This is a genomic window from Halomonas sp. BLK-85 (assembly GCF_044792155.1).
GTDB lineage: Bacteria > Pseudomonadota > Gammaproteobacteria > Pseudomonadales > Halomonadaceae > Vreelandella.
Genome location: NZ_CP087731.1, coordinates 919,326 through 939,841, shown reverse-complemented (window position 1 = coordinate 939,841; position 20,516 = coordinate 919,326). Strand labels below are relative to the sequence as shown.

The following is a 20,516-nucleotide window of genomic DNA, read 5'->3' as shown; positions in this document are numbered from 1 at the left end:
ATTCGATACGTTTGGTCTGACAGCATCAACGGCGGCGTTTGACAGGTTACCGTCATGTCGTCAACGAGACTGCTCGCGGGTAATAGCCCGAAAGGCAATATCCGATCGGTATTCGGCGCCTTCCCAGCGAATCCTGGCAACGCCCTGATAGGCGAGTTGTTGCGCCCGGGAAACGCTATCACCCAGGGCCGTCACACACAGGACACGCCCACCCGCCGTGGTAATCTCGCCCCTCGGTGACAGGGTCGTGCCGGCGTGGAACACCTTGCAGCCACATTGTTCTGCAGCCGCCAACCCTTCAATCACATCGCTTTTACGATAATGGCCGGGGTAGCCACCTGCCGCCATGACAACGCCTACAGCCGCGCGCGGATCCCACTCACAGGTGTATCCGGCAAGCCGGCCTTCAGCACCCGCCAGGCATAGCTCAGTAAAGTCAGACATCAGACGCAGCATGATCGGCTGGGTCTCAGGGTCTCCGAAACGGCAGTTGAACTCGATCACTTTCGGCTGTCCGGCTGAATCAATCATCAGGCCCGCATACAGGAAACCACTATACGGCATGCCTTCGGCGGCCATGCCCTTTACGGTGGGCAAAATCACTTCCTGCATGATGCGCTTATCAACGTCCGGCGTCACAACCGGTGCCGGTGAGTAGGCGCCCATACCGCCAGTGTTAGGGCCTTCATCACCGTCGTAGGCACGCTTGTGGTCCTGGCTGGTGGCCATCGGCACTACATTGTTACCGTCGACCATGACGATAAAGCTGGCCTCTTCGCCTTCAAGAAACTCCTCGATCACCACACGGGCGCCAGCATCGCCAAAGGCGTTGGCTTCCAGCATATCGCGGATGGCCGCCTCGGCTTCTGCTTCATTCATGGCGACGATCACCCCTTTTCCGGCCGCCAGGCCGTCAGCCTTGATGACAATCGGCGCACCCCTTTCATGCAGATAGGCCAGTGCAGGCGCCACCTCGGTAAAGGTCTGATAGGTAGCACTGGGGATATGATGACGGGCCAGAAAATCCTTGGTGAAAGACTTGGAGCCTTCCAGCTGGGCAGCGGCCTGGGTCGGGCCAAAAATCGCCAGCCCTGCTGACTGAAACAGGTCTACCACGCCTTCTACCAGCGGCGCTTCAGGACCCACCACGGTCAGATCTACCTGCTCTGCCCTGGCCAGCGCCAACAGGCCATCAAGATCGCTGACGGCAATATCAATATTCTCCAGCCTGGGTTCACTTGCCGTGCCCGCATTGCCCGGCGCCACCAGAACTTTTTCTACCTTTTCCGATTGCGCCAACTTCCAGGCCAGCGCATGTTCGCGGCCACCGCCGCCTATCATCAAAACCTTCATGTGAGCCCTTTTCGGCAGGAATCATCGTAATTTGGCGAAGCGCCTATTATGCCACAGCCAGTTAATGCCTGTTGATGACAGCTGTCTTTCCCCCAATACGCCTGTTAGCCAGTGCGTCAATCAGCTATCCGCTTCATCATTCTTTTTCTTGCGGGTATCCACGCCGGGCGCATTGTCATCCTTATTGATAGTGTTCTGCCAGAAGCGCATGTTTTCTTCAGCCAGTTCGCGCATGAATTCCATGGGTGAATGACGAATGGCTTTCTGCCATTGATCCTGCATGCGTTTTTGCTGCGTCAACATCAGCTGGGTGCCTTGCTCCAGGTAGCGCGCCAGGGGCAAGGGGGAGGACATATCGTAAACACGTATCAGCTGGGCCAGCAGGTCATTGGAGAACACTTCTGACTCTCCGTCAGCCTGCTCCTGCTCGATAATAATCGAGAGCAGAATGGTGCGCGTGATATCCTCACCACTTTTTGCATCTTCAACGCGAAAAGCCGCATCCTCCAGAATCAGTTTGCGCAAGTCTTCCAGCGTAACATAGCGACTTTGCTCGGTATCATACAAACGACGATTGGCATACTTACGAATCACACGCACGGCGACTCTCCTTGAAATGCTAAAAAGCGGGTACTCTCATTGCAGCTATTGTGCCTGCCCTGCGCCACCATGCAAGCACAGAGATAATTATCCGCCCTTTCAACAGATATTGAACCCGTACAGCGAGCAAAATGAACGTCATCTTATTCCCTCCCGAAGAGGCCACCACGCCCGATGAGTTTTACATTCGGGATGCTCGACGCCTGCGCCACCTGCGAGATGTATACCGCGCCCAACCACAGGACAGCTTTTCGGTTGGCCTGCTGGGCGGTCGGCTCGGCAAGGCAACCTTGCAGTCACTTGATACAGACCATGCCAGGCTGACCGTAGACGCGCTTGATACACCGCCGCCACCTGCCTTGCCGGTGCATCTGGTGCTGGCGCTGCCCAGGCCGCGCATGCTGGCCCGTTCGCTGGAACACATCACCGCGCTGGGCGTAAAGCAGATCACCCTTCTGCACACCCGCCGGGTAGAAAAAAGCTATTGGCAATCGCCTGAGCTGGACAGCGACAAGATCCATCAACATCTGCTCTTAGGGCTTGAGCAGGCCAAGGACACTGTCTTGCCAAAGGTCACCTTGCGTAAAGGTTTTCGTCCCTTTGTTGAAGATGAGCTGCCCGGCCTGCTGGACAACCGGCGTGGTCTACTGGCCCATCCAGGCATGCCTGATGCCTGTCCGCGCGGCATTGAAGACGACACGCTCCTGCTGATCGGGCCAGAAGGCGGGTTTATCGAATGGGAAGTGGAAAAGATGGTGGCCGCTGGCTGCAAAGGCATCCACCTGGGGTCTCGTATCCTGCGCGTCGAGACCGCCGTCACCGCTTTACTGGCCCGGCTTTTCTGATCCGCACTCAGTCAGGCAAGGCCAAAGGCCGATTAATCGCCTTTTATTCATCCGGCTCATGGGGAACAAAGAGACTGTCAGCGTTACAGCTCGGAGTGTTATGCAGGAAGGTCTCGCGCACATCAAGCAGTCCCAGGTGACGGATTGTCCGGCGCCCCAGCAGCATGGGGTAATTCATGTCTTCCCGGTCGCGCAAGCTGAACTGCTCTTCATAGATGGTATTGCCAATACACACTTTGAGCAGCACAACAGGGCGTTCATCGCGTCCACCGGCGCCACGCACTTTGAGGTCTCGGTACAAGGGCCGTTGCAACTCGTTACTGAACAGCTCACCGCTTTCCTGATCTTCCAGCTTGAGACGAAAGCGCACCCACTCTTCACCACTTCGGGTAAAGGTATCAATATCACGCGCATCCAATGAGGAAGTCAGAGCGCCGCTATCAAGCTTGGCTTTCACCTGAATTCCCCAGGGCATCATCACAGCATTCTCAACCCAACCGAATACGTCAGGATGAGGGTTTTGTGAGGCATCCTGACTTTCCTCTTCAGCATGAACAACCGCCGACCCGAGACCCACCAACAGCATTCCACAGATCAGACGTATGGCCAGGCGCGCGGATAGGTTGACCGCTGTCCTGGCAAGGTAATACGAACCCTTGGCTATGTATTGCGCACTTGCCATACACCCTCTGAGGTGACCCCCTGAAAATAAGTGTTTAACGCTGTTTGATGCGTTCCAGAACCGCCTGGGTGGCAAAGCCGTCAGGCACCATCCCTTGATCGCGCTGGAAGGCTCTCAGGCCATTGCGCGTATTGGGCCCCAGAATGCCATCGGCACCGCCCACGCTGTAACCCAGTGCGTTCAGGCCTTGTTGAAGTTCACGCACATCATCGCGGGTCAAAGGCTGCTGATCACGTGGCCAGCCCTGCTGAACACCTTCACGTCCGGCGATGGCATCACTCAAGGTGGCGACGGCCAACGCATAGCTGGTGGCATTGTTATAGCGCAAAATGGAACGGAAATTTTGCCCGACCATGAAGGCCGGCCCCTGGGCACCAGCCGGTACAATCACTGCCGCACTGTCAAGCGCTGGCAGACCACCGCCATTGGCTGCACGCACGCCCTGAGCGGCCCATTCGGCCGAGCTGAGACGCTCGGTCTGGGCGTAGTCATAACCTTCTGGCAAGGTCACTTCAACACCCCAGGGCTGGTCTGGCTGCCAGTTGGCACGGGCAAGATAGTTGGCCGTGGAGGCCATGACGTCGGGAATACTTCCCCAGATATCGCGACGCCCATCACCATCGCCGTCTTTTGCGTAAGCTTCAAAGCTCGATGGAATAAACTGTGTATGCCCCATGGCACCTGCCCAGGAACCGACCATGTCCTGCGCGGCGATATCGCCGCTGTCGATAATCCTCAGAGCAGCCAGCAGCTCACCGCGAGCAAAATCGCGGCGCCGGCCATCGTAGGCCAGGGTTGCAAACGCATCTAATGCCGAAAAATCACCGAAGTTGCCGCCATAATTACTCTCTATCCCCCAGATGGCCACGATCACTTCCGCTGGCACCCCGTAACGTTCTTCCATACGTGCGGCTGTCTGACGATGCTCCGCCAGTTTATCGCGTCCGTTCGTCACGCGGGTGCTGGAGACCGCACTGTCCAGATACTCCCAGATGGGCCTAACAAACTCGGGCTGGTAACTATCCAGCTCGACCACTCTTTCCAGGTAGCGAACATCGTCCAGGGCCGACAGCGCCTGCTGGCTGATGCCCTGTGCCGCAGCGTCGCGCTTGAACGCCGCCAGCCAGGCGTCGAAGCTGGCATGATCTTGCAAACCTGACCCGGAAGGCTTTGCCGAGGGTGACGATTGGGTATTCTGGGCCAGTAGCGTCGAAGACTGTTCCGCCAGAACAGGATTAGCATCCGCCTCCTCCTGTCCTGATGGCGGCTGCGCTGACGCGCAAGCCGAAAGCAGTGTAATGGGTAACACCAGGGCAATACCCAGGCGTAAAGGGCGATAGGCTACTGAGCGCATTTTGAGAGGAAACATCAGTTCAGTCCTTTAAACAGTCAATAAATAAGTCCATCTACACCGATTTATATCAAAAACCCCAGGCACTCTCGCCCAGCCGCATTACCATACCGGCATGGGCGATTACCACGACGACAGTGAGTACCGAACGCAAAAGCAGGTACCACTTGGGCCAGCCAAAACGGCCTTCGCTACTGAGATCGTATATCCAGACCAGCACAAAACCAATCATCAATACCCAGAGCCCCACCACCGGGTTGAGCATCAAGGCAGGCCAGGCAATCAGACTAGGCAACATCGCCAGTGCCAGACGACGAATATCACCGGGCATGCGTGTCCTGTCAGCGCGTTGCAGGACAGCCCCCCAATGGGCGCCTCCCAGAAATGACAGGATGACCGCTGCGTAATACAGAAAACCATAGACCGCTGTGACCTGCCAGGCCGTCGGGCCCAGAAAGGCCACCACCAGACAGGCGATAAAAGGGATCAGCCCGGACAGGCCGAGCCCCCAGGCGGTGCGATGGCGGGTCATTAACGCCGCTGGAAATCCGCTTGTACTCATTCAGCGACCTCTCATGGAGCAACTTGATCAATCAGCCAGGGTTGCCAGGCTTGCGGTTCCACTCTGGGAGGCGAAAAATGCGAGGGCGCAGCACGCCAGGGCTGATGCCGAGCCTTACCTTCAGGCAACGTAGCCAGATCGGGTAACCAGTGAGCCACATATTCACCGTTTGGATCATACTGGCAGGCCTGCTTGAGCACATTGAAGTACCGATCCTGGCGTGGGTCTCTTCCGACACCGGCAACATAACGCCAGTTCCCCCAGTTGGAAGCAACATCATAATCCATCAGGCAGTGTTCAAACCAGGTTGCGCCAAGCCGCCAGTCTACGTTCAGATCCTTGACCAGAAAACTGGCCACGTTCTGTCTGGCACGGTTTGACATCCAGCCAGTACTGGCAAGCTCGATCATGGCTGCATCGATAAAGGGTACGCCAGTGTTGCCTTCTTGCCAGGCGACAAAAGCAGCATCCGGTGTCGGCAGGCCTGAAGGGCCAAACAACCTGTGCTGTTCCAGTACTGCCGCCAACTGAAAGTATTCACGCCATAATAGCTCAAAGACAATCCAGTAGCTGGACTCGGTGCTGCCGTTGCGAGCTTCCCAGGCGCGTACTTCCTGGACGATCTGACGGGGTGACAGGCAGCCATGCGCCAACCAGGGAGAAAGATGAGTCGAAAAATAGTCACCCAACAGACCATTACGCGTCTGCTTATAGGTAGCAGGACCGTTATGCTCCCAGATAAAAGCACGCAAACGTTCATGCCCGGCAGCTTCCCCGCCTGCCCAGGCCATGTCCTTACGTTCATCAGGATTCCAGCCTGCTGACAGTTCGCAGACCTGCTTGAGCGGGGGAAAGCCCCTGGGCGCTGTATCTGGCCAGAGAGGCAAGGTGATCGGAGCCTGTGTCGCCGACGGCACATCACAGTGCTTTTCAACCTTGCGCCGGAATGCTGAAAAACTGCCAGGTAGTGCGTCATTGCCGAAGGGGAGTTGAGCTTGATCAAATAGCCGGTTGTTTTCCACCAACTCCAGTTCAGTATCGCCTTCCAGCAAGGGCACGATGGCGGATATGTGGTTATTTTCTTCACTGCCTGATTGATGTGATACCCGGACAGCACGGGCGGCGAAATGATTGGCCAGATTCGCTACTTCTTCGGCAGGCGAGCCAATACGCACCAGCAGGTCACTGCCGCGTTGCAGCAACTCACCCCGCAGTTCCATCAGGCTTTCCCATAGAAAACGCAGCCGCGGCGGCCCGATCCGGGCAACGTTCTGATCAGGAATTGCCTGTTCAAGCCAGCGCTCATCCAACACATAGACACATAGCAGTTGTTCCGGGCGTGATGTGAAATTCAACAAGGGGTTATCAGCAATACGCAAATCATTGTGCAACCAGACAATATCAACGATGGAACGGGTCATGGGCTTGTCTCCTCTTTACGCTGCGCACCTTTGGCAGTGGTTTTTTTTGCCGTTCTGCGGCAGCGCTCGCTGCAATAGCGCACATTGTCCCAGTCGCGGGCCCACTTTTTTCGCCATGCAAAAGGGCGTTGACAGAAAACGCAGATTTTTTGGGGTAAGTCAGCTTTACGTGGCATTATAATTAGTCAGCTAATTAAATATTCTACAAAATAAAAAATCGGTATAATTATTGTACATGCCAATACGGCAGATCACCACCAGTAAGGTATTTTCTATTCAATCGACCATGACTTTTCAGGCATTAAAAAAGCCATTCGTATGAATGGCTTAATAGAAGTCAATCGGGCTGACTGCCCCACTGCCAGCCCGTCAGTCGGGATCGGTATCACGGGGCTGGCGTTTGGCGTTTTCCTGAGTTTCCATGCCACTTTTCAACTCATGAGTGAGGGGGTCATAGTTGGGCCGCAGTTCATCCTTGACGGTACCACTCCATAACTTGGAGCCTACAAAATACCCGGCCCGCCCTATGACATGCGCCGCTACCGGCGCCGTCATCAGGATGAACACAACGATTGCCAGGGCCCTGGCGACGATGCTGGTCTCGGCAAAATGCATGGCGGCCGCCACCATGATCAACATGACACCCAGCGCTGCCGCCTTGGTTGTGGCATGCATGCGGGTAAGCAGATCCGGTAGGCGCAAGATACCAATTGACGCCAGCAACATGAACAGTGATCCGGCAATAATCAGCGTTCCCTTGATAAGATCAATCATCCCTTGGGCCTCCACGTTCCAGAAAACGAGCAAAACCAATGGCTGCGAGAAACCCCATCAGAGCGATAACAATCGCCGCATCAAGAAAACTGGGGATCCCGGATTTGATCGCGTGTAGCCCCACCATTCCCACTATGGTGGTTGTAAACAGTTCCAGTGCTATCACCCTGTCGGGCAGACTCGGCCCGCGCACTACGCGCACAAAGGCAAGTACCAGCGCCAGGCTCATGATCACCTGGCCAATCAGAAACACATGATTCATCAGCGAAAAAGCTCCAGTGCGCGATGTTCCATCTCTTTGAGGTTACGACGCAAACCTTCCTCGTCATCCAGAAACATCGCATGGATATACAGCACTTTGCGGTCATCGGAAACATCCAGACTCAGGGTGCCGGGCGTTAATGAAATCAGGTTGGCCACCATGGTAATTTCCATCTCGGTTTTAGCATTCAGCGGCATGGCAATCACGCCAGGGCGCATGTGCCAGGGCGGCGTCAACACGTCAAAGGCAACGCGCAGATTGGCCTGAATTAACTCTTTAAGAAAAAAGCCCACAAAACCAATAATCCGCGGAACACGCGCCGGATACCCCTTGAGAGATGCCAACTGGGGTTCAATCAGCACCAGGCTGATATAACCAAACACCAACCCCACCAGCAGGTTAAGGCCGCTGAAATCACCGGATAACATCACCCAGGCAAGCCCCAGCAACAGATTCCAGATCGCCCCTGTCATGGTGCACCCCCTTCACGTTGAGCACCCTCTTGCGGCGCTGTTACCTGGTCGATCCATTCAGCTTCATTTCCTGGCGTCACCCCCAGCACCGCTTCGATATAATGTTCTGGCGCCAGCAACTGGTCACCAACCAGGTTCATCGTCTGCATGATAGGTTCGGCAAAGATACCGATCATCAAGGTTGCCGCTGCCAGCATCATCACCGGGAAATACATCATGCCAAGACTGGGTTTTATTAGCCGACCGTCATCTCCACCAGGCGTTACATTTTCCGGCACCTGATTGTCTTCCGGTAGGGTTTTCCAGAAAACCTCGTTCCACAGCTTGACCATGGAGTAGAGCGTCATGAAACCGACTGCCAGTGCGATGCCGGTAACCACATAGGCCTCGGCCTCGATGCCGGCGCGTACAATCACAAACTTGGCAAAAAAGCCGGATAGCGGCGGAATACCGGCCAGCGAAAACGCTGAGAGAAAGAAGGCCACTGCCAGCCAGGGGCGTTCGCGATACAGCCCTCCCATCTTTTTAAGCTGATAGGTGCCTAACAGACGATGAGTTATCCCGCTGATCAGGAACAGGTTGGTCTTCACGACCATGTTGTGGAGTACCGCAAACACCCCACCGGCGATGGCCAACGGCGTATAAAGCGCCAGGCCCAGCAACATATAGCCTATCTGGCTGACGATATGGAACGACAGAATGCGCCTGAACTCGAACTGTGCCGCCGCACCCAGCACCCCGGTGACCATGGTAATGGCCGCGGCCCAGAGCATGATATCCTGCAGATACTCCATGCTCTGATCAAATACCAGGGTAAACACCCTGAACAGGGAATAGACCCCCACCTTTGTCAGCAAGGCAGCAAACAGCGCAGACACCGCCACCGGTGGCGTGTGATAGGACGCAGGTAGCCAGAAAAATAACGGGAAAGCCGCCGCCTTGATGCCAAAGGCCACCATATACATGACCGCCAGCACTTCCACCATACCGCTGTGCTCGGCAGCGTCCAGTCGCAGCGCGATATCTGCCATGTTGAGCGTGCCCACAGTACCGTAGGTCAGGCCTACCGCGGTCAGAAAGATAATCGAGGCCAGCAGGTTCAGGGTCACATATTTGATTGCGCCTTCCATCTGTGCCCGTTCGCCACCCAGAATCATCAGTGCGAAGGAAGCCACCAGCATGACTTCGAACCAGACATAGAGATTAAAGATATCGCCGGTCAGAAAAGCACCTGCTACGCCGGCCAGAAGAAGGTGCATCAAGGGGTAATAGCCAAATTTTTCATGTCCGCGGCCGGTGGTTGCCAGTGAATAGATACCCATCAGCAAGCCGATAATGGCCGTCATCAGCACCATTACCGCACTCAGCGCATCAGCGACCAGGACAATGCCAAAAGGCGCCGGCCAACCGCCCATTTCCAGGGTGATATAGCCCTCCTCCATCACACCGACAAACAGCCAGAGGCTCACCACCAGAAGGGCCAGGTTACCGCCAACACCCAGAAAGCGCTGCACCGGACGCGAACGCCAGAACAGCAGCGAAATGGCCCCGGACAGAAGAGGTAACAGAACGGGCAATGCGACTTCAGGCCTCACGTGTCAGTTTCCTTCATCTTGTCCAGATCATCCGCCTTGACCACTTCGTAGGCACGCCGGATCAGTACGACAGCAAATGCCAGCACGCTGAAAGCAATCACGATAGCGGTCAGTACCACCGCCTGGGGCAGCGGATCAGCCACATTGCCCGCCGGGGCACTCATTCCCTCGGGTATTAACGGCGGCGCACCTCGGGTCATCCCTGCAGTGGTAAAAATCAGCAGGTTGGCCGCATTGGAAAGCAGCATCAGCCCTATCACCAGCTTGACGATCGAACGCCTGAGCATCATGAAAATGGCCGTGGCATAAAGTATTCCAATTGCAACTGCCATTAGCGGTTCCATACAGAGCCTCCTTTTGGCATCTGGATACAGCGACGGTTATGGCTCATCCTTATCCACCTCCATCAGCGACATGACCATGCCTGTGACCGCGCCAAGCACAGCCAGGTAGACGCCAATATCAAAAATCAGTGGCGTGGATGCCTTGAAATCAACCACGGGTATCGTCCACCACTGCGCCGTCATAAAGGGCTCGCCCATAAACCAGGCCGGCACGACCGAGATCATGCCCAATAACAGCCCGGCACCGATCAGGTCCCGAGGGTCTATCATGCGCAGTACGTCTCGGGTCGCACTCACGCCGAAGGCAAACATGTAGAGGGTGAACGCCCCGGCGGCTACCAGACCCGCAATAAAGCCTCCACCAGGCTCATCATGCCCCCGCAACAGCAGGAAAACTGAAAACAACAACTGCAAGGGCATGAGAAATCGCGCGGCAGTATTGAGAATAACCGTGCCGGACTTAACCATCGTAGGGCTCCTTGCGCTCAACTTGAATGCCTTGGCTGCTCTTATGGTCGAATTTCAGCATGGCAATCACCCCGATCGCTGCCAGCGCCAGCACGAACATTTCACCCAGGGTGTCCAGGGCGCGATAGTCCACCAGAATGACGTTAACGATATTGCGCCCATAGGCAAGGGGGGCGCTGTTTTCGATCATATACCCGGAAATGGGCGCAAACTGATCAATGCTCCAGGCCGTCAGTATCAACAGACAGATCAGCGCGCCCATGGTGCCCGCAATCAGGCCATCGCGGACACGCTCCAGGGTCGTCGAGAGGCTGGTGAAACGCGGCAAACGAAACAGCACCAGCACCAGCAGCATGACGGTCAGGGTTTCCACCAACAGCTGGGTGATGCCCAGATCAGGCGCGCTGAAAAAGATAAACGTCAGTGCAATCGAAAGCCCCATGATGCCCACCGAAACCACAGCGCCCAGGCGTGAACGGGTCAAGGTGGCAAACAGCGCTCCCAGCGCCAGGGTACCCACCACCATCACCTCGTAAAAGCGCACATCCAATGAGAAGCTGATAAGCGGTGAATGACGCACCAGAATAGAATTGATCAGCAAACCAATCAGAGTCAGCAACATGACCAGAATGTAGTTACGCATATAGCCGTTCTGAAGGACCCTGGTCTGCCAGACGGAGAACCGGGCAATGCTTTCCATCAAGCCTTCGTAACCCGCCTCCGGTCCATGGCGCATCAAGGGAGCCAAGTGTTCCACCCTTGGCCTGAGGCGATCCCAGCGTTTGAAGACCAGAAACCCTAACGCCAGGCTGATGATCGACATCAGCAGTGGCAGGTTCAGGCCATGCCATAACGAGAGATAGGCCTCGGAAGGCTGACCGGTCAGTGAGGCAACCGTTGCTGCCGTCAAACCCGAGGCCACGCCCGGAAAAACACCAATCAGCAGGGAGAGTGAGGCCAGCACACCGGGGCCGAGCAGCATACTCAGTGGTGCTTCATGCGGCACGCGGGGAGTAATCAGGCGCGGTCCGTAGAAAGGACGCAGAGCAATGATGGCCCCTACGGCAATGGTGAGAATGGCAGAAGCAAACGCCAGCAGCACCAGCAGCAGTTGAAAAGCGCTCGCCCCCAGGACGGCTTCAAACAGAAGCTCCTTGCCGATAAAGCCCAGCAAAGGGGGCACACCTGCCAAGGAAAGGGCAGCCAGTAATGCAATCACACTGGTCACCGGCATTAATGAGCGCAAGCCACCCATGGCGGTTACGTCCTTGGTGCCAGTGGAGTGATCCAGAGCGCCCGCCACCATGAAGAGGGCGCCCTTGTAGAGCGAGTGAGCCATCAGAAATGCCACAAAGGCCACCATGGCAGCCGGCGTACCAATCCCCAACAGCATGGTCAACGCCCCCAGCGCCATCACGGTTGAATACGCCAGCAGCTTTTTGATATTGGTGAAACGGATGGCCAGAAAAGCGCCGGTGAACATGGTCAGTCCGCCAACAACGGACAGCACGGTCACCCACAGGAATGTTCCCCCCAATTCCGGCTGCAGACGGGCCAACAGATAGATGCCAGCCTTGACCATGGTGGCGGAATGCAGGTAAGCCGATACCGGTGTGGGCGCCGCCATGGCATTAGGCAACCAGAAGTGAAACGGAAACTGGGCGGATTTGGTAAAAGCACCCAGCAAAAGACAGATAAGAAGTGGCGCATACAAGGCGTGTTCACGCAGATCGGTCTCATCAGCACGTATCCCGGACAGTGACCAGTGACCACTGGCAACGCCCAACATCACCAGGCCAGCCATTAACGCCAGCCCCCCTGCCACCGTTACAAACAACCCCTGGCGAGCTGACTTTCGCGCTTCCAGGTCCTCGTGATTGAAACCGATCAGCAGGTAGGAGGTAATGCTGGTCAGTTCCCAGAAAATGAACAGCGTCAGCAGATCGTCGGCCAGAACCAGCCCGAACATCGAGACCATGAAGGCCATCAAGGCAATATGAAAACGCGGCAGATCAGTGTGATTTCTGAGGTAGCCTCCCGCGTATATCAGCACGAAAACACCAATCACGCTGATCAAGAGCCCAAACAGCAAGGCCAGCCCATCAAGCATGAAAGTGAGGCTTATATTCAGGGAGGGCACCCACTGCCATTCGAAGAGTAGACTGCCTTGAGCGAGCACCTCAGGCATTTGATCAAACAGCCAGACAGCCAACATCAGCGGATAGAGGGCCAGCACCAGACTGGTGCGTTCACCAAACCAACGGTGAAGCAAAGGTACCGACGCCGCCAATAGAAACCCCAGTAACACGGCAATTTGCATTTAAAAGAATCTCCAGAAAACACCCATGAATATTGCCTTATTGCTGATATCTACGCCGCAGACTGATAACACCTGACGTACATTAGGCATTAGTCGTCTACCCACCCACCTGATAACTCACGTAATATTTGCCATAGTAGCAGGCAAGGCTGCGTCAAAAGCATAATCGAATACAAGAAACTTTATAGTAAGCATTCCTGGCTTACCATGGGATTCGTTAACGCTCCCTTACCGCTACGACTCATGATTACTATCAGCCCTGAGTGGTCGCTAATTTCATATCGGATTGTTTGAACCGACAACAATGGCGCCACTACCAAGTGTGGAACGCTGGCGATGTCTCTGCTATGGATACCCCTTTTGACCCTGACAGGCACTTTAGTGCCCTTCCTGACTGCGTCACTAGGCCGCAAGCCCAGTACGTTGGCCACTATGGTGGCACCGCTTATTGCCCTGTTTCTGATCCTGACTCATCTCCCTGCCCTGTTTGATGGCACTGTCATCACATCCAGCCTTGAGTGGTTTCCTCAAATAGGCCTGGATCTGGCGTTCAGGCTTGATGGGCTGACACTGCTATTTGCCCTGCTGATTCTCGGCATAGGCAGCCTGATTCTTTTCTATGCAGGTTACTATTTGTCAGCCAAGGAAAATGACCGCCGCTTCTTTGCCTTCATGATGCTATTCATGACCGCCATGATAGGCATCGTGATGGCAGATAATCTTCTGCTTATGTGGCTTTTTTGGGAACTGACCAGCCTGTCATCATTTCTCCTGATCGGCTTTTGGGGCCACCGCAGTGATGCCAGGCGCGGAGCACGTATGTCCCTGGCCGTAACAGGTGCAGGCGGTCTGGCATTACTTGCCGGCATCCTCATGATCGGTGACATCGCGGGCAGCTTCGCGATGGAAACGGTGCTCTCTTCAGGCGAACTGTTACGCCAATCGGAATATTACCCTCTCATACTGACACTGGTGCTTTTGGGTGCCTTTACCAAATCGGCACAGTTTCCGTTTCATTTCTGGCTGCCTCATGCCATGGCAGCGCCAACGCCTGTATCAGCTTACCTTCACTCTTCAACCATGGTAAAAGCAGGAATTTTCCTGCTTGCACGGTTAAACCCCGCCTTGGGTGACACCTCCCTCTGGGCAATCAGCCTGGCCGTGTTTGGGCTGGCAACACTCACTTACGGTGCCTGGTTTGCTTTTTTACAACGCGATTTGAAAGGGATACTGGCTTTTTCAACCATCAGCCATCTCGGTCTGGTGGTCTTATTGCTCGGTCTAAGCACGCCGCTTGCCATTGTTGCCGCTCTATTTCACATTCTCAACCACGCGCTATTCAAAGCGACGCTATTCATGAGCGCTGGCATCATTGACCATGAAACCGGCACTCGGGATATTCGCCGACTCGGCGGACTCTTGGCGCTCATGCCGTTCACCGCAACATTAACCCTGCTCTCAGGCGCGGCGATGGCAGGTATTCCACCCTTCAATGGCTTTCTTTCCAAGGAGATGCTATTGACCGAAGTTGTTTCAACAGAAATGTTCGGCGGACTCAGCTTATTGGCGCCTTTGCTGGTTTTGATCGGTGCGACCCTGTCAGTTGCCTACACACTGCGCCTCGTCCATAGTGTCTTTTTTGCCACGCGTACTGCCCGGGAACCGGTTCAGGCCCATGACCCACCCAAAGGAATGTACTTGCCGGGCCTGAGCCTTGCGGTCTTGTGTCTGCTTATCGGACTGTTCCCAATGACCCTGGCCGCCCCCTTGATCAACAGTGCCAGCCTGGCGGTTCAGGGCGCCAGCACACCCTCTTTTTATTTTGCATTGTGGCACGGCCTCAATCTGCCGCTGCTGATGAGTCTTCTGGCCATTGGCGGCGGTGTCCTTCTGCTCATGTATCATCCACGCTTGAACACATTGGCTGCCCTGTTGCCAGCAAAGGATGCCAAGGAATCCTTTGAACGCGCCATCATTCGCCTCACCAAGGCAGCATACTGGTTAACGCTGCGCCTTGAAAACGGATCCCTTCAGCGCTATCAGGCACTGTTGCTTCTGAGTGCCATTGTCATGACGGGCCTGGGCCTCAGCCAGATGGAGCTGTTGTCAGGCGGCAAACGCCTTCAGTCAGTGGATAGCCTGGTACTGCTGGTGGCGTTCGTGATGATCTTTGGTGCGATAGGCAGCGCGCTTGCTCACCGCTGGCGACTGGTTTCATTGTTGATGCTATCCACTGTCGGCCTTGCTGTATCGCTGACGTTTGTCCGTTTTTCGGCCCCTGACCTGGCATTGACGCAGCTGTCCGTTGAAGTGGCCTCGATGATCCTGCTGATTCTGGCATTATTCTTTTTGCCACAGCGTCCCCCCCGCTGGGTATCCCGACGACGTATAGCTCGTGACCTCTTGCTAGCGTCAGCCTTTGGCCTGCTGATTGCTGGATTGAATTTTGCGGTCCTGACACGTGATACCTTGAGTATTGCTGATTACTTCCTTGACCAGAGCGTTCCCGGTGGCGGAGGAAGCAATGTCGTCAATGTCATTCTGGTTGATTTTCGTGGCTTTGATACCTTCGGCGAAATTACCGTCCTGGCGCTCGCCGGTCTTGGCACCTACAAACTCCTGAATCGTCTTCGCTTGTTCAAGCCCTCCGGGAATCTGGAAGGTATTCGCTGGTCGAGCCACCGCTACCCGCTCATTTTTGAAGTGATCGCCCAGTTCATTTTACCGTTGGCCTTACTGGTATCTGCCTATATTTTTCTACGCGGCCATAATGAACCGGGCGGCGGATTTATCGCCGGGCTGATCACCGCCGTTGCCTTGCTGCTGCAATACATGGCAAGAGGTTATGAATGGACAAATGAACGTCTGCCTGTTTCCTATCCGATTGTTGCTGTAATCGGTCTGCTTACGGCCCTGGCGACTGGCCTGGGCAGCTGGGTATTCGGCTACCCCTTCCTTACCTCTGCTTTTGATTACTTTGATATTCCTTTGATTGGTAAAACAGAATTAGCGACCGCATTACTTTTTGATATAGGCGTTTATCTGACCGTTGTTGGCGCTACGTTGATGATCCTTGTCAACCTGGGCAGCGTGACAACGGCTCACCGCCCCAAATTAAAAGAGTCGCTTCAAAATGCACCTCAGGAGGGTAACAAGTAATGGAGCTACTTTTTTCTTTGGTAACCGGGGTGTTGAGCGGCAGCGGTATCTACCTTTTGCTGCGAGGCCGCACCTTCTCAGTCATCGTTGGCCTGACGCTGTTATCCTATGCGGTGAACCTTTTCCTGTTCTCGATGGGAGGTCTGCATACCGATGCCGCCGCTGTGATTGGCGCCTCGGAAAGCCCCGCAGATCCGCTTCCTCAGGCACTGGTGCTCACAGCCATCGTCATCGGTTTTGCCATGACTGCCTTTATGGTCATCCTTGCCATTCGTGCGCGTGCCGAATTTGGTAACGACCATGTGGATGGCAAGCAAGGCGATGAGGGGGTAAATTGACGATGGGTCAACACCTGCTTATCCTGCCGATCCTGTTACCGATGCTGACCGCGCTGATTCTCTTGCTCACCGGCCAGGTATCTTCCACTCTGCAGCGCCAGATCAGCGTTGCATCCACTGCCCTGCTGGTCATCCTGGCAGTGTTACTTCTGATGGATGCCAATGGAGGTCAGATCAGCGTTTACGCGCTGGGTAACTGGCAGGCACCCTATGGCATCGTTCTGGTCCTGGATCGCCTATCAGCCTTGATGGTGATGATTACCGCCGTGCTGGCGTTGGGTTGTGTGCTGTTTGCCTGCGCTGGTGACGATGCCCGTGGAAGCAATTTCCACGCTATTTTTCAGCTCCAGCTGATGGGGCTCAATGGCGCATTCCTGACGGGCGACATGTTCAACCTGTTTGTTTTCTTTGAAATCCTGCTATTGGCGTCTTACGCATTGCTCATGCATGGCGGCGGTAAGGCGCGTATTGGTGCAGGCTTGCATTATGTTGTGTTGAATCTGGTCGGGTCAGCCCTGTTTCTGATTGCCTTGGGGGTACTTTATGGCGCGACGGGCACCTTGAACATGGCGGATATGGGGCAACGCATCGCCATGCTTGAAGGTGATGAAAGCGCATTAGCCAGCGCTGGCGCCCTGTTATTGATCATAGTGTTCAGCCTGAAGGCAGCCATCTTGCCGCTGTATTTCTGGCTACCCAGCACGTACTCTTCCGCCGCAGCACCGGTGGCGGCATTATTTGCCATCATGACCAAGGTTGGGCTGTATGCCATATTACGTGTCAATTCACTGGTATTTTACGACAGCACTGCCTTGGTACTCATCGAAGCATGGCTCTGGTGGGGAGGACTGCTCACACTGGTGCTGGGGGCAGTCGGGGTATTGGCGGCAAGGGATTTACGTACCTTGTCTGCATACCTCGTACTGGTCTCAGTAGGGACTCTGATGAGCGCCAGCGGTATGGGACATATAACGGGAACAGCCGCCCTGCTTTTTTATCTGATACATACCACACTGATCACTGGCGCCCTGTTCCTGTTGGCAGAACTCATAGGTTTGCAGCGTGGAAAGGCTGGAACCCGACTGGTGCGCGCCCGCAGGCTACGACAGCCCGCGCTGCTGGGAGGCATGTTCACGATTGTGGCGGTGGCTGTTGCAGGCATCCCACCGCTGGCCGGTGCGCTCGGCAAACTGGTATTGATGCAGGCAGCGGATGAGACACAACGCATCCTGCTCTGGCCATTGCTGTTAATAGCGGGACTTACCGGCCTGATTGCATTGTCACGTGCTGGCTCGGTATTTTTCTGGGCCAGCCACAAAGGCGAGCCAAGCGGCCCGTTTATAGGCCGCATGCAACTGTCGGGGGTTACCTGGCTACTGATTAGTGCGCCCTTGCTGGTCGTGCTGGCGGGACCGTTGAGCCAATACACTCTGGCGACCGCCCAGCAGTTGGCATCCCCCCAGCAATTCAGGGATACACAATTATCATCTGCCATTGAACCCATACCATCAGCATCCAATGCATCCGCGATTGAGAGCAATGGCGTTGATATGGCGAGTACTGAAAAAGGAGACTTGCCATGAAACCTGAACGCTACCTTCCTGCTCCAGGCCTGTCCCTGGTACTTTTTTTGACGTGGCTACTGATGGTAAGCAGCATTGCACCTGGCCAATTACTGTTAGGGCTGGTACTGGCCCTGACCATTCCCTTGTCGATACGACGCCTCTGGGTTCCTCTCCCCCCGGTCAGGCACCCGATAAAACTCTGTTTGTTTATTCTGCGTGTACTCAGCGACATCGTAAAAGCCAACTTTCAGGTCAGCCTGCTGATTTGGAGCCCCAGGCGTGCGCCACACCCTGGGTTTGTCGTGTACCCGCTGCAGGTACAGGATCGACTGGTGATTACCTTGCTGGCCAATACCATCACCATGACACCGGGTACCGTTTCCACGAATATTCGCCACGACCGGTCGTCCCTACTCATTCATGCTCTGGATATGAGCGATGAGCAGGCGTTGGTCAAGGACATACGCGAGCGCTACGAACAGCCACTGAAGGAGATATTTGAATGTTAAGTATTGCTCTGTGGATCAGCTTGACGTTCATTGTCCTCGCCTTGGCGATGAACGTGTTCCGACTGGCTATCGGGCCGGATATTCCAGATCGTTTGTTGGCGGTGGACACCATGTACGTCAATGCCATCGCCCTGATCGTCATCATAGGGCTCTGGTTAAACACCAAGACATATTTTGAAGCGGCCATTCTCATTGCAATGCTGGGTTTCATCAGCACCATGGCCATCTGCCGCTATCTGTTACGCGGCGATATTATTGAATAAAGAGAAGATCGTATGAATCTGTCTTTCATGATTGAAGCGCTGATCTCCGTATTACTGGTCCTCGGTGGTTTTTTTGCCTTTACCGGTTCGCTGGGCATGCTGATGTTCAAGGATTTTTTCATGCGGCTGCATGGCCCCACCAAGGGAACCACTCTCGGCATTGGCTGCGTTCTTATAGCCTCCATGGTCTACTTCACGCTTTATCAGCAGGAGCCCCATTTTCAGGAATTGCTGATCACCCTGTTTTTGTTTATTACTGCTCCAGTGACGGGCCACATTCTGGCAAAGACCGGCCTGCACATGCATCTGAAATATATCACTGGTACTCAGGGCCTGCAGCCAGAGCTCAAGGATGAAGACGTTGGGCAAAGTCGAGTGGCAAGGCCGGCACGCCCGAAGCGGCCCGGTGATATAAAAGCTCGGCGTAAACAGCTACTTAAAAGTCGCGGCCGATGATTATCAGCCGCGATAGTGGCATGGCAATGGTGCCAGAGGCACCCGCCGCCTATGAATGAGGCAACCAGCCTGACAGCTCGTTGTTGACAACCTGTAACAGGGCTTCAATATGGTCGTCGCGATCATTGAGGCAGGGGATGTAGGTAAAGGTTTCACCACCGGCTTCGATAAAGCTCTCATAGATTTCTTCCTGGATCTCTTCCAGGGTTTCAACGCAATCCGATGAGAAGGCAGGCGACAGGATGGCAATGTGCTTGTGGCCCTGCTTGGCCAGTTCTGCAACGTGGTCAACTGTCTGTGGCCCCACCCACTTTTCAGGCCCGAACTGGGATTGAAAGGCCGTATCCACTTCTTCCTTGCTGAAGCCGAGTTTTTCACGCATCAGGCGGGTCGTCTTCTGGCATTGGCAGTGGTAGGGGTCACCTTCCATCAAGTAACGCTTGGGAACACCGTGATAGCTGGCCACCAGCTTGGTTGGGCGAGGTTCCAGACCCTCATAGGCCTCCCTGACCGAGTTGGTCAGCGCTTCAAGATAAGCGGGATGCTCAAAGTATGCGGGTACGGTCCGAATATATGGCTGCCATTTCATGTCCATCAAGACGCGGAATGCCTGGTCATTGGCCGTCGCCGTTGTCGGCCCACCATATTGTGGGTAAAGCGGGAAGAAAACAATTTTCTCACACCCCCTTTCCTTGAGACGGTTCAGCACGCTCCGTGTTGACGGGTTGCCGTAACGCATGCAGAAATCCACTTCGACATCGTCTCCGTACAATGCCTTCAGCCGTTCACGCATTTTGTCGGTCTGAGACCGTGTAGTGGTCAACAGCGGACTTTCATTCTTTTCATTGTTCCAGATGCTGCGGTAGGCCGCGCCCGAACTGAAAGGCCGTTTTGACAGAATGATGCCTTGCAACAAGGGCTGCCACAGCCAGTTTGAATAATCGACAACACGCTTGTCTGACAGAAATTCGCTCAGGTAGCGGCGCATGGACCAATAGTCTGTGGCATCGGGAGTCCCCAGATTCGCCAGCACAACGCCTACCTTGGCATGTGAAACCACTGGCGGGTGGTCGCTGTCCGCGTGGGCCAGGCGGCCCTCACCGGGATGATCCATTTCTACCTGTTCTGTCATTTCAGTCTCCTGCAGCAAAAATAATTTTCTGATCTGAATGGTAA

The 20,516-nt window shown here is 55.0% G+C and carries 22 protein-coding genes; 7 read left to right on the top strand and 15 right to left on the bottom strand.

Translation table 11 applies throughout. From position 1 onward, the window contains the following. Positions 1-60: 60 nt before the first annotated feature. Entirely contained in the window at positions 61-1,353 is a 1,293-nt protein-coding gene (purD, locus tag LL947_RS04145; RefSeq protein WP_499834050.1) for a phosphoribosylamine--glycine ligase, read from the bottom strand. Between the two features lie 120 nt (positions 1,354-1,473). Then, positions 1,474-1,953, bottom strand: coding sequence for a polyhydroxyalkanoate synthesis repressor PhaR (gene phaR, locus LL947_RS04140; protein ID WP_404416683.1), 480 nt, complete (start codon positions 1,951-1,953; stop codon positions 1,474-1,476). A 131-nt stretch (positions 1,954-2,084) separates the two neighbouring features. On the opposite strand from phaR, the gene LL947_RS04135 reads away from it, so the two are divergent. Continuing rightward, positions 2,085-2,798, top strand: a complete 714-nt coding sequence (locus LL947_RS04135) for a 16S rRNA (uracil(1498)-N(3))-methyltransferase (RefSeq protein WP_290820666.1) — start codon at positions 2,085-2,087, stop codon at positions 2,796-2,798. A 43-nt stretch (positions 2,799-2,841) separates the two neighbouring features. Here LL947_RS04135 and rloA3 read toward each other — a convergent pair whose 3' ends face one another. From rloA3 to LL947_RS04075, 12 genes are all read right to left on the bottom strand, one after another. Then, entirely contained in the window at positions 2,842-3,384 is a 543-nt protein-coding gene (rloA3, locus tag LL947_RS04130) for a retropepsin-like aspartic peptidase RloA3 (RefSeq protein ID WP_499834370.1), read from the bottom strand. A 130-nt stretch (positions 3,385-3,514) separates the two neighbouring features. Further along, positions 3,515-4,849, bottom strand: coding sequence for a lytic murein transglycosylase (locus LL947_RS04125; RefSeq protein ID WP_499834049.1), 1,335 nt, complete (start codon positions 4,847-4,849; stop codon positions 3,515-3,517). Positions 4,850-4,901: 52 nt separating this feature from the next. Next, complete coding sequence (locus LL947_RS04120; protein ID WP_499834048.1) at positions 4,902-5,393, bottom strand: DUF3429 domain-containing protein; 492 nt, start codon at positions 5,391-5,393, stop codon at positions 4,902-4,904. An 11-nt stretch (positions 5,394-5,404) separates the two neighbouring features. Then, positions 5,405-6,814 carry a DASH family cryptochrome gene (locus tag LL947_RS04115; RefSeq protein WP_499834047.1) on the bottom strand — a complete coding sequence of 470 codons (1,410 nt, stop codon included), beginning with the start codon at positions 6,812-6,814 and terminating at the stop codon, positions 5,405-5,407. Beyond that, a complete protein-coding gene (locus tag LL947_RS04110; RefSeq protein WP_499834046.1) occupies positions 6,811-6,990 on the bottom strand; it encodes a DUF2256 domain-containing protein in 180 nt (59 codons plus the stop codon). Before LL947_RS04110 ends, LL947_RS04115 begins: the two co-directional genes overlap by 4 nt. Positions 6,991-7,183: 193 nt before the next feature. Next, positions 7,184-7,588 (bottom strand): monovalent cation/H(+) antiporter subunit G, encoded by a 405-nt coding sequence (mnhG, locus tag LL947_RS04105; RefSeq protein ID WP_290820658.1) that lies wholly within the window; start codon positions 7,586-7,588, stop codon positions 7,184-7,186. Further along, positions 7,581-7,850 carry an MrpF/PhaF family protein gene (locus LL947_RS04100; protein ID WP_290820656.1) on the bottom strand — a complete coding sequence of 90 codons (270 nt, stop codon included), beginning with the start codon at positions 7,848-7,850 and terminating at the stop codon, positions 7,581-7,583. The genes mnhG and LL947_RS04100 overlap by 8 nt, the downstream gene beginning before the upstream one ends. Continuing rightward, positions 7,850-8,323, bottom strand: a complete 474-nt coding sequence (locus LL947_RS04095; protein WP_290820654.1) for a Na+/H+ antiporter subunit E — start codon at positions 8,321-8,323, stop codon at positions 7,850-7,852. The genes LL947_RS04100 and LL947_RS04095 overlap by 1 nt, the downstream gene beginning before the upstream one ends. Then, complete coding sequence (locus LL947_RS04090; protein WP_404416672.1) at positions 8,320-9,918, bottom strand: Na+/H+ antiporter subunit D; 1,599 nt, start codon at positions 9,916-9,918, stop codon at positions 8,320-8,322. Before LL947_RS04090 ends, LL947_RS04095 begins: the two co-directional genes overlap by 4 nt. Beyond that, the gene (locus LL947_RS04085; RefSeq protein WP_290820651.1) at positions 9,915-10,262 is read right to left on the bottom strand and encodes a Na+/H+ antiporter subunit C; all 348 of its coding nucleotides are present in this window, start codon (positions 10,260-10,262) and stop codon (positions 9,915-9,917) included. The genes LL947_RS04090 and LL947_RS04085 overlap by 4 nt, the downstream gene beginning before the upstream one ends. Before the next feature lie 36 nt (positions 10,263-10,298). Next, complete coding sequence (locus tag LL947_RS04080; RefSeq protein WP_404416669.1) at positions 10,299-10,730, bottom strand: Na+/H+ antiporter subunit B; 432 nt, start codon at positions 10,728-10,730, stop codon at positions 10,299-10,301. Then, the gene (locus tag LL947_RS04075; RefSeq protein ID WP_499834045.1) at positions 10,723-13,050 is read right to left on the bottom strand and encodes a putative monovalent cation/H+ antiporter subunit A; all 2,328 of its coding nucleotides are present in this window, start codon (positions 13,048-13,050) and stop codon (positions 10,723-10,725) included. The genes LL947_RS04080 and LL947_RS04075 overlap by 8 nt, the downstream gene beginning before the upstream one ends. 336 nt (positions 13,051-13,386) lie before the next feature. On the opposite strand from LL947_RS04075, the gene LL947_RS04070 reads away from it, so the two are divergent. The 6 genes from LL947_RS04070 to LL947_RS04045 are packed head-to-tail and all read left to right on the top strand — an operon-like array spanning position 13,387 to position 19,340. Continuing rightward, positions 13,387-16,209, top strand: a complete 2,823-nt coding sequence (locus LL947_RS04070; RefSeq protein ID WP_499834044.1) for a monovalent cation/H+ antiporter subunit A — start codon at positions 13,387-13,389, stop codon at positions 16,207-16,209. Continuing rightward, on the top strand, positions 16,209-16,547 hold the full coding sequence (locus tag LL947_RS04065) for a Na+/H+ antiporter subunit C (protein WP_290820644.1): 339 nt from the start codon (positions 16,209-16,211) through the stop codon (positions 16,545-16,547). The genes LL947_RS04070 and LL947_RS04065 overlap by 1 nt, the downstream gene beginning before the upstream one ends. A 2-nt stretch (positions 16,548-16,549) precedes the next feature. Next, positions 16,550-18,130: a monovalent cation/H+ antiporter subunit D gene (locus tag LL947_RS04060; RefSeq protein ID WP_499834043.1), complete on the top strand. Its 1,581-nt coding sequence runs from the start codon at positions 16,550-16,552 to the stop codon at positions 18,128-18,130. Beyond that, positions 18,127-18,621, top strand: a complete 495-nt coding sequence (locus LL947_RS04055) for a Na+/H+ antiporter subunit E (RefSeq protein ID WP_290820640.1) — start codon at positions 18,127-18,129, stop codon at positions 18,619-18,621. The genes LL947_RS04060 and LL947_RS04055 overlap by 4 nt, the downstream gene beginning before the upstream one ends. After that, positions 18,615-18,884, top strand: a complete 270-nt coding sequence (locus LL947_RS04050) for a K+/H+ antiporter subunit F (protein ID WP_290820639.1) — start codon at positions 18,615-18,617, stop codon at positions 18,882-18,884. The genes LL947_RS04055 and LL947_RS04050 overlap by 7 nt, the downstream gene beginning before the upstream one ends. A 12-nt stretch (positions 18,885-18,896) precedes the next feature. Next, positions 18,897-19,340 carry a Na+/H+ antiporter subunit G gene (locus tag LL947_RS04045; protein ID WP_290820638.1) on the top strand — a complete coding sequence of 148 codons (444 nt, stop codon included), beginning with the start codon at positions 18,897-18,899 and terminating at the stop codon, positions 19,338-19,340. A gap of 49 nt (positions 19,341-19,389) precedes the next feature. On the opposite strand, the gene hemH is transcribed toward LL947_RS04045, so the two are convergent. Beyond that, positions 19,390-20,472 (bottom strand): ferrochelatase, encoded by a 1,083-nt coding sequence (gene hemH / locus LL947_RS04040; RefSeq protein WP_499834042.1) that lies wholly within the window; start codon positions 20,470-20,472, stop codon positions 19,390-19,392. Positions 20,473-20,516 lie beyond the last annotated feature (44 nt).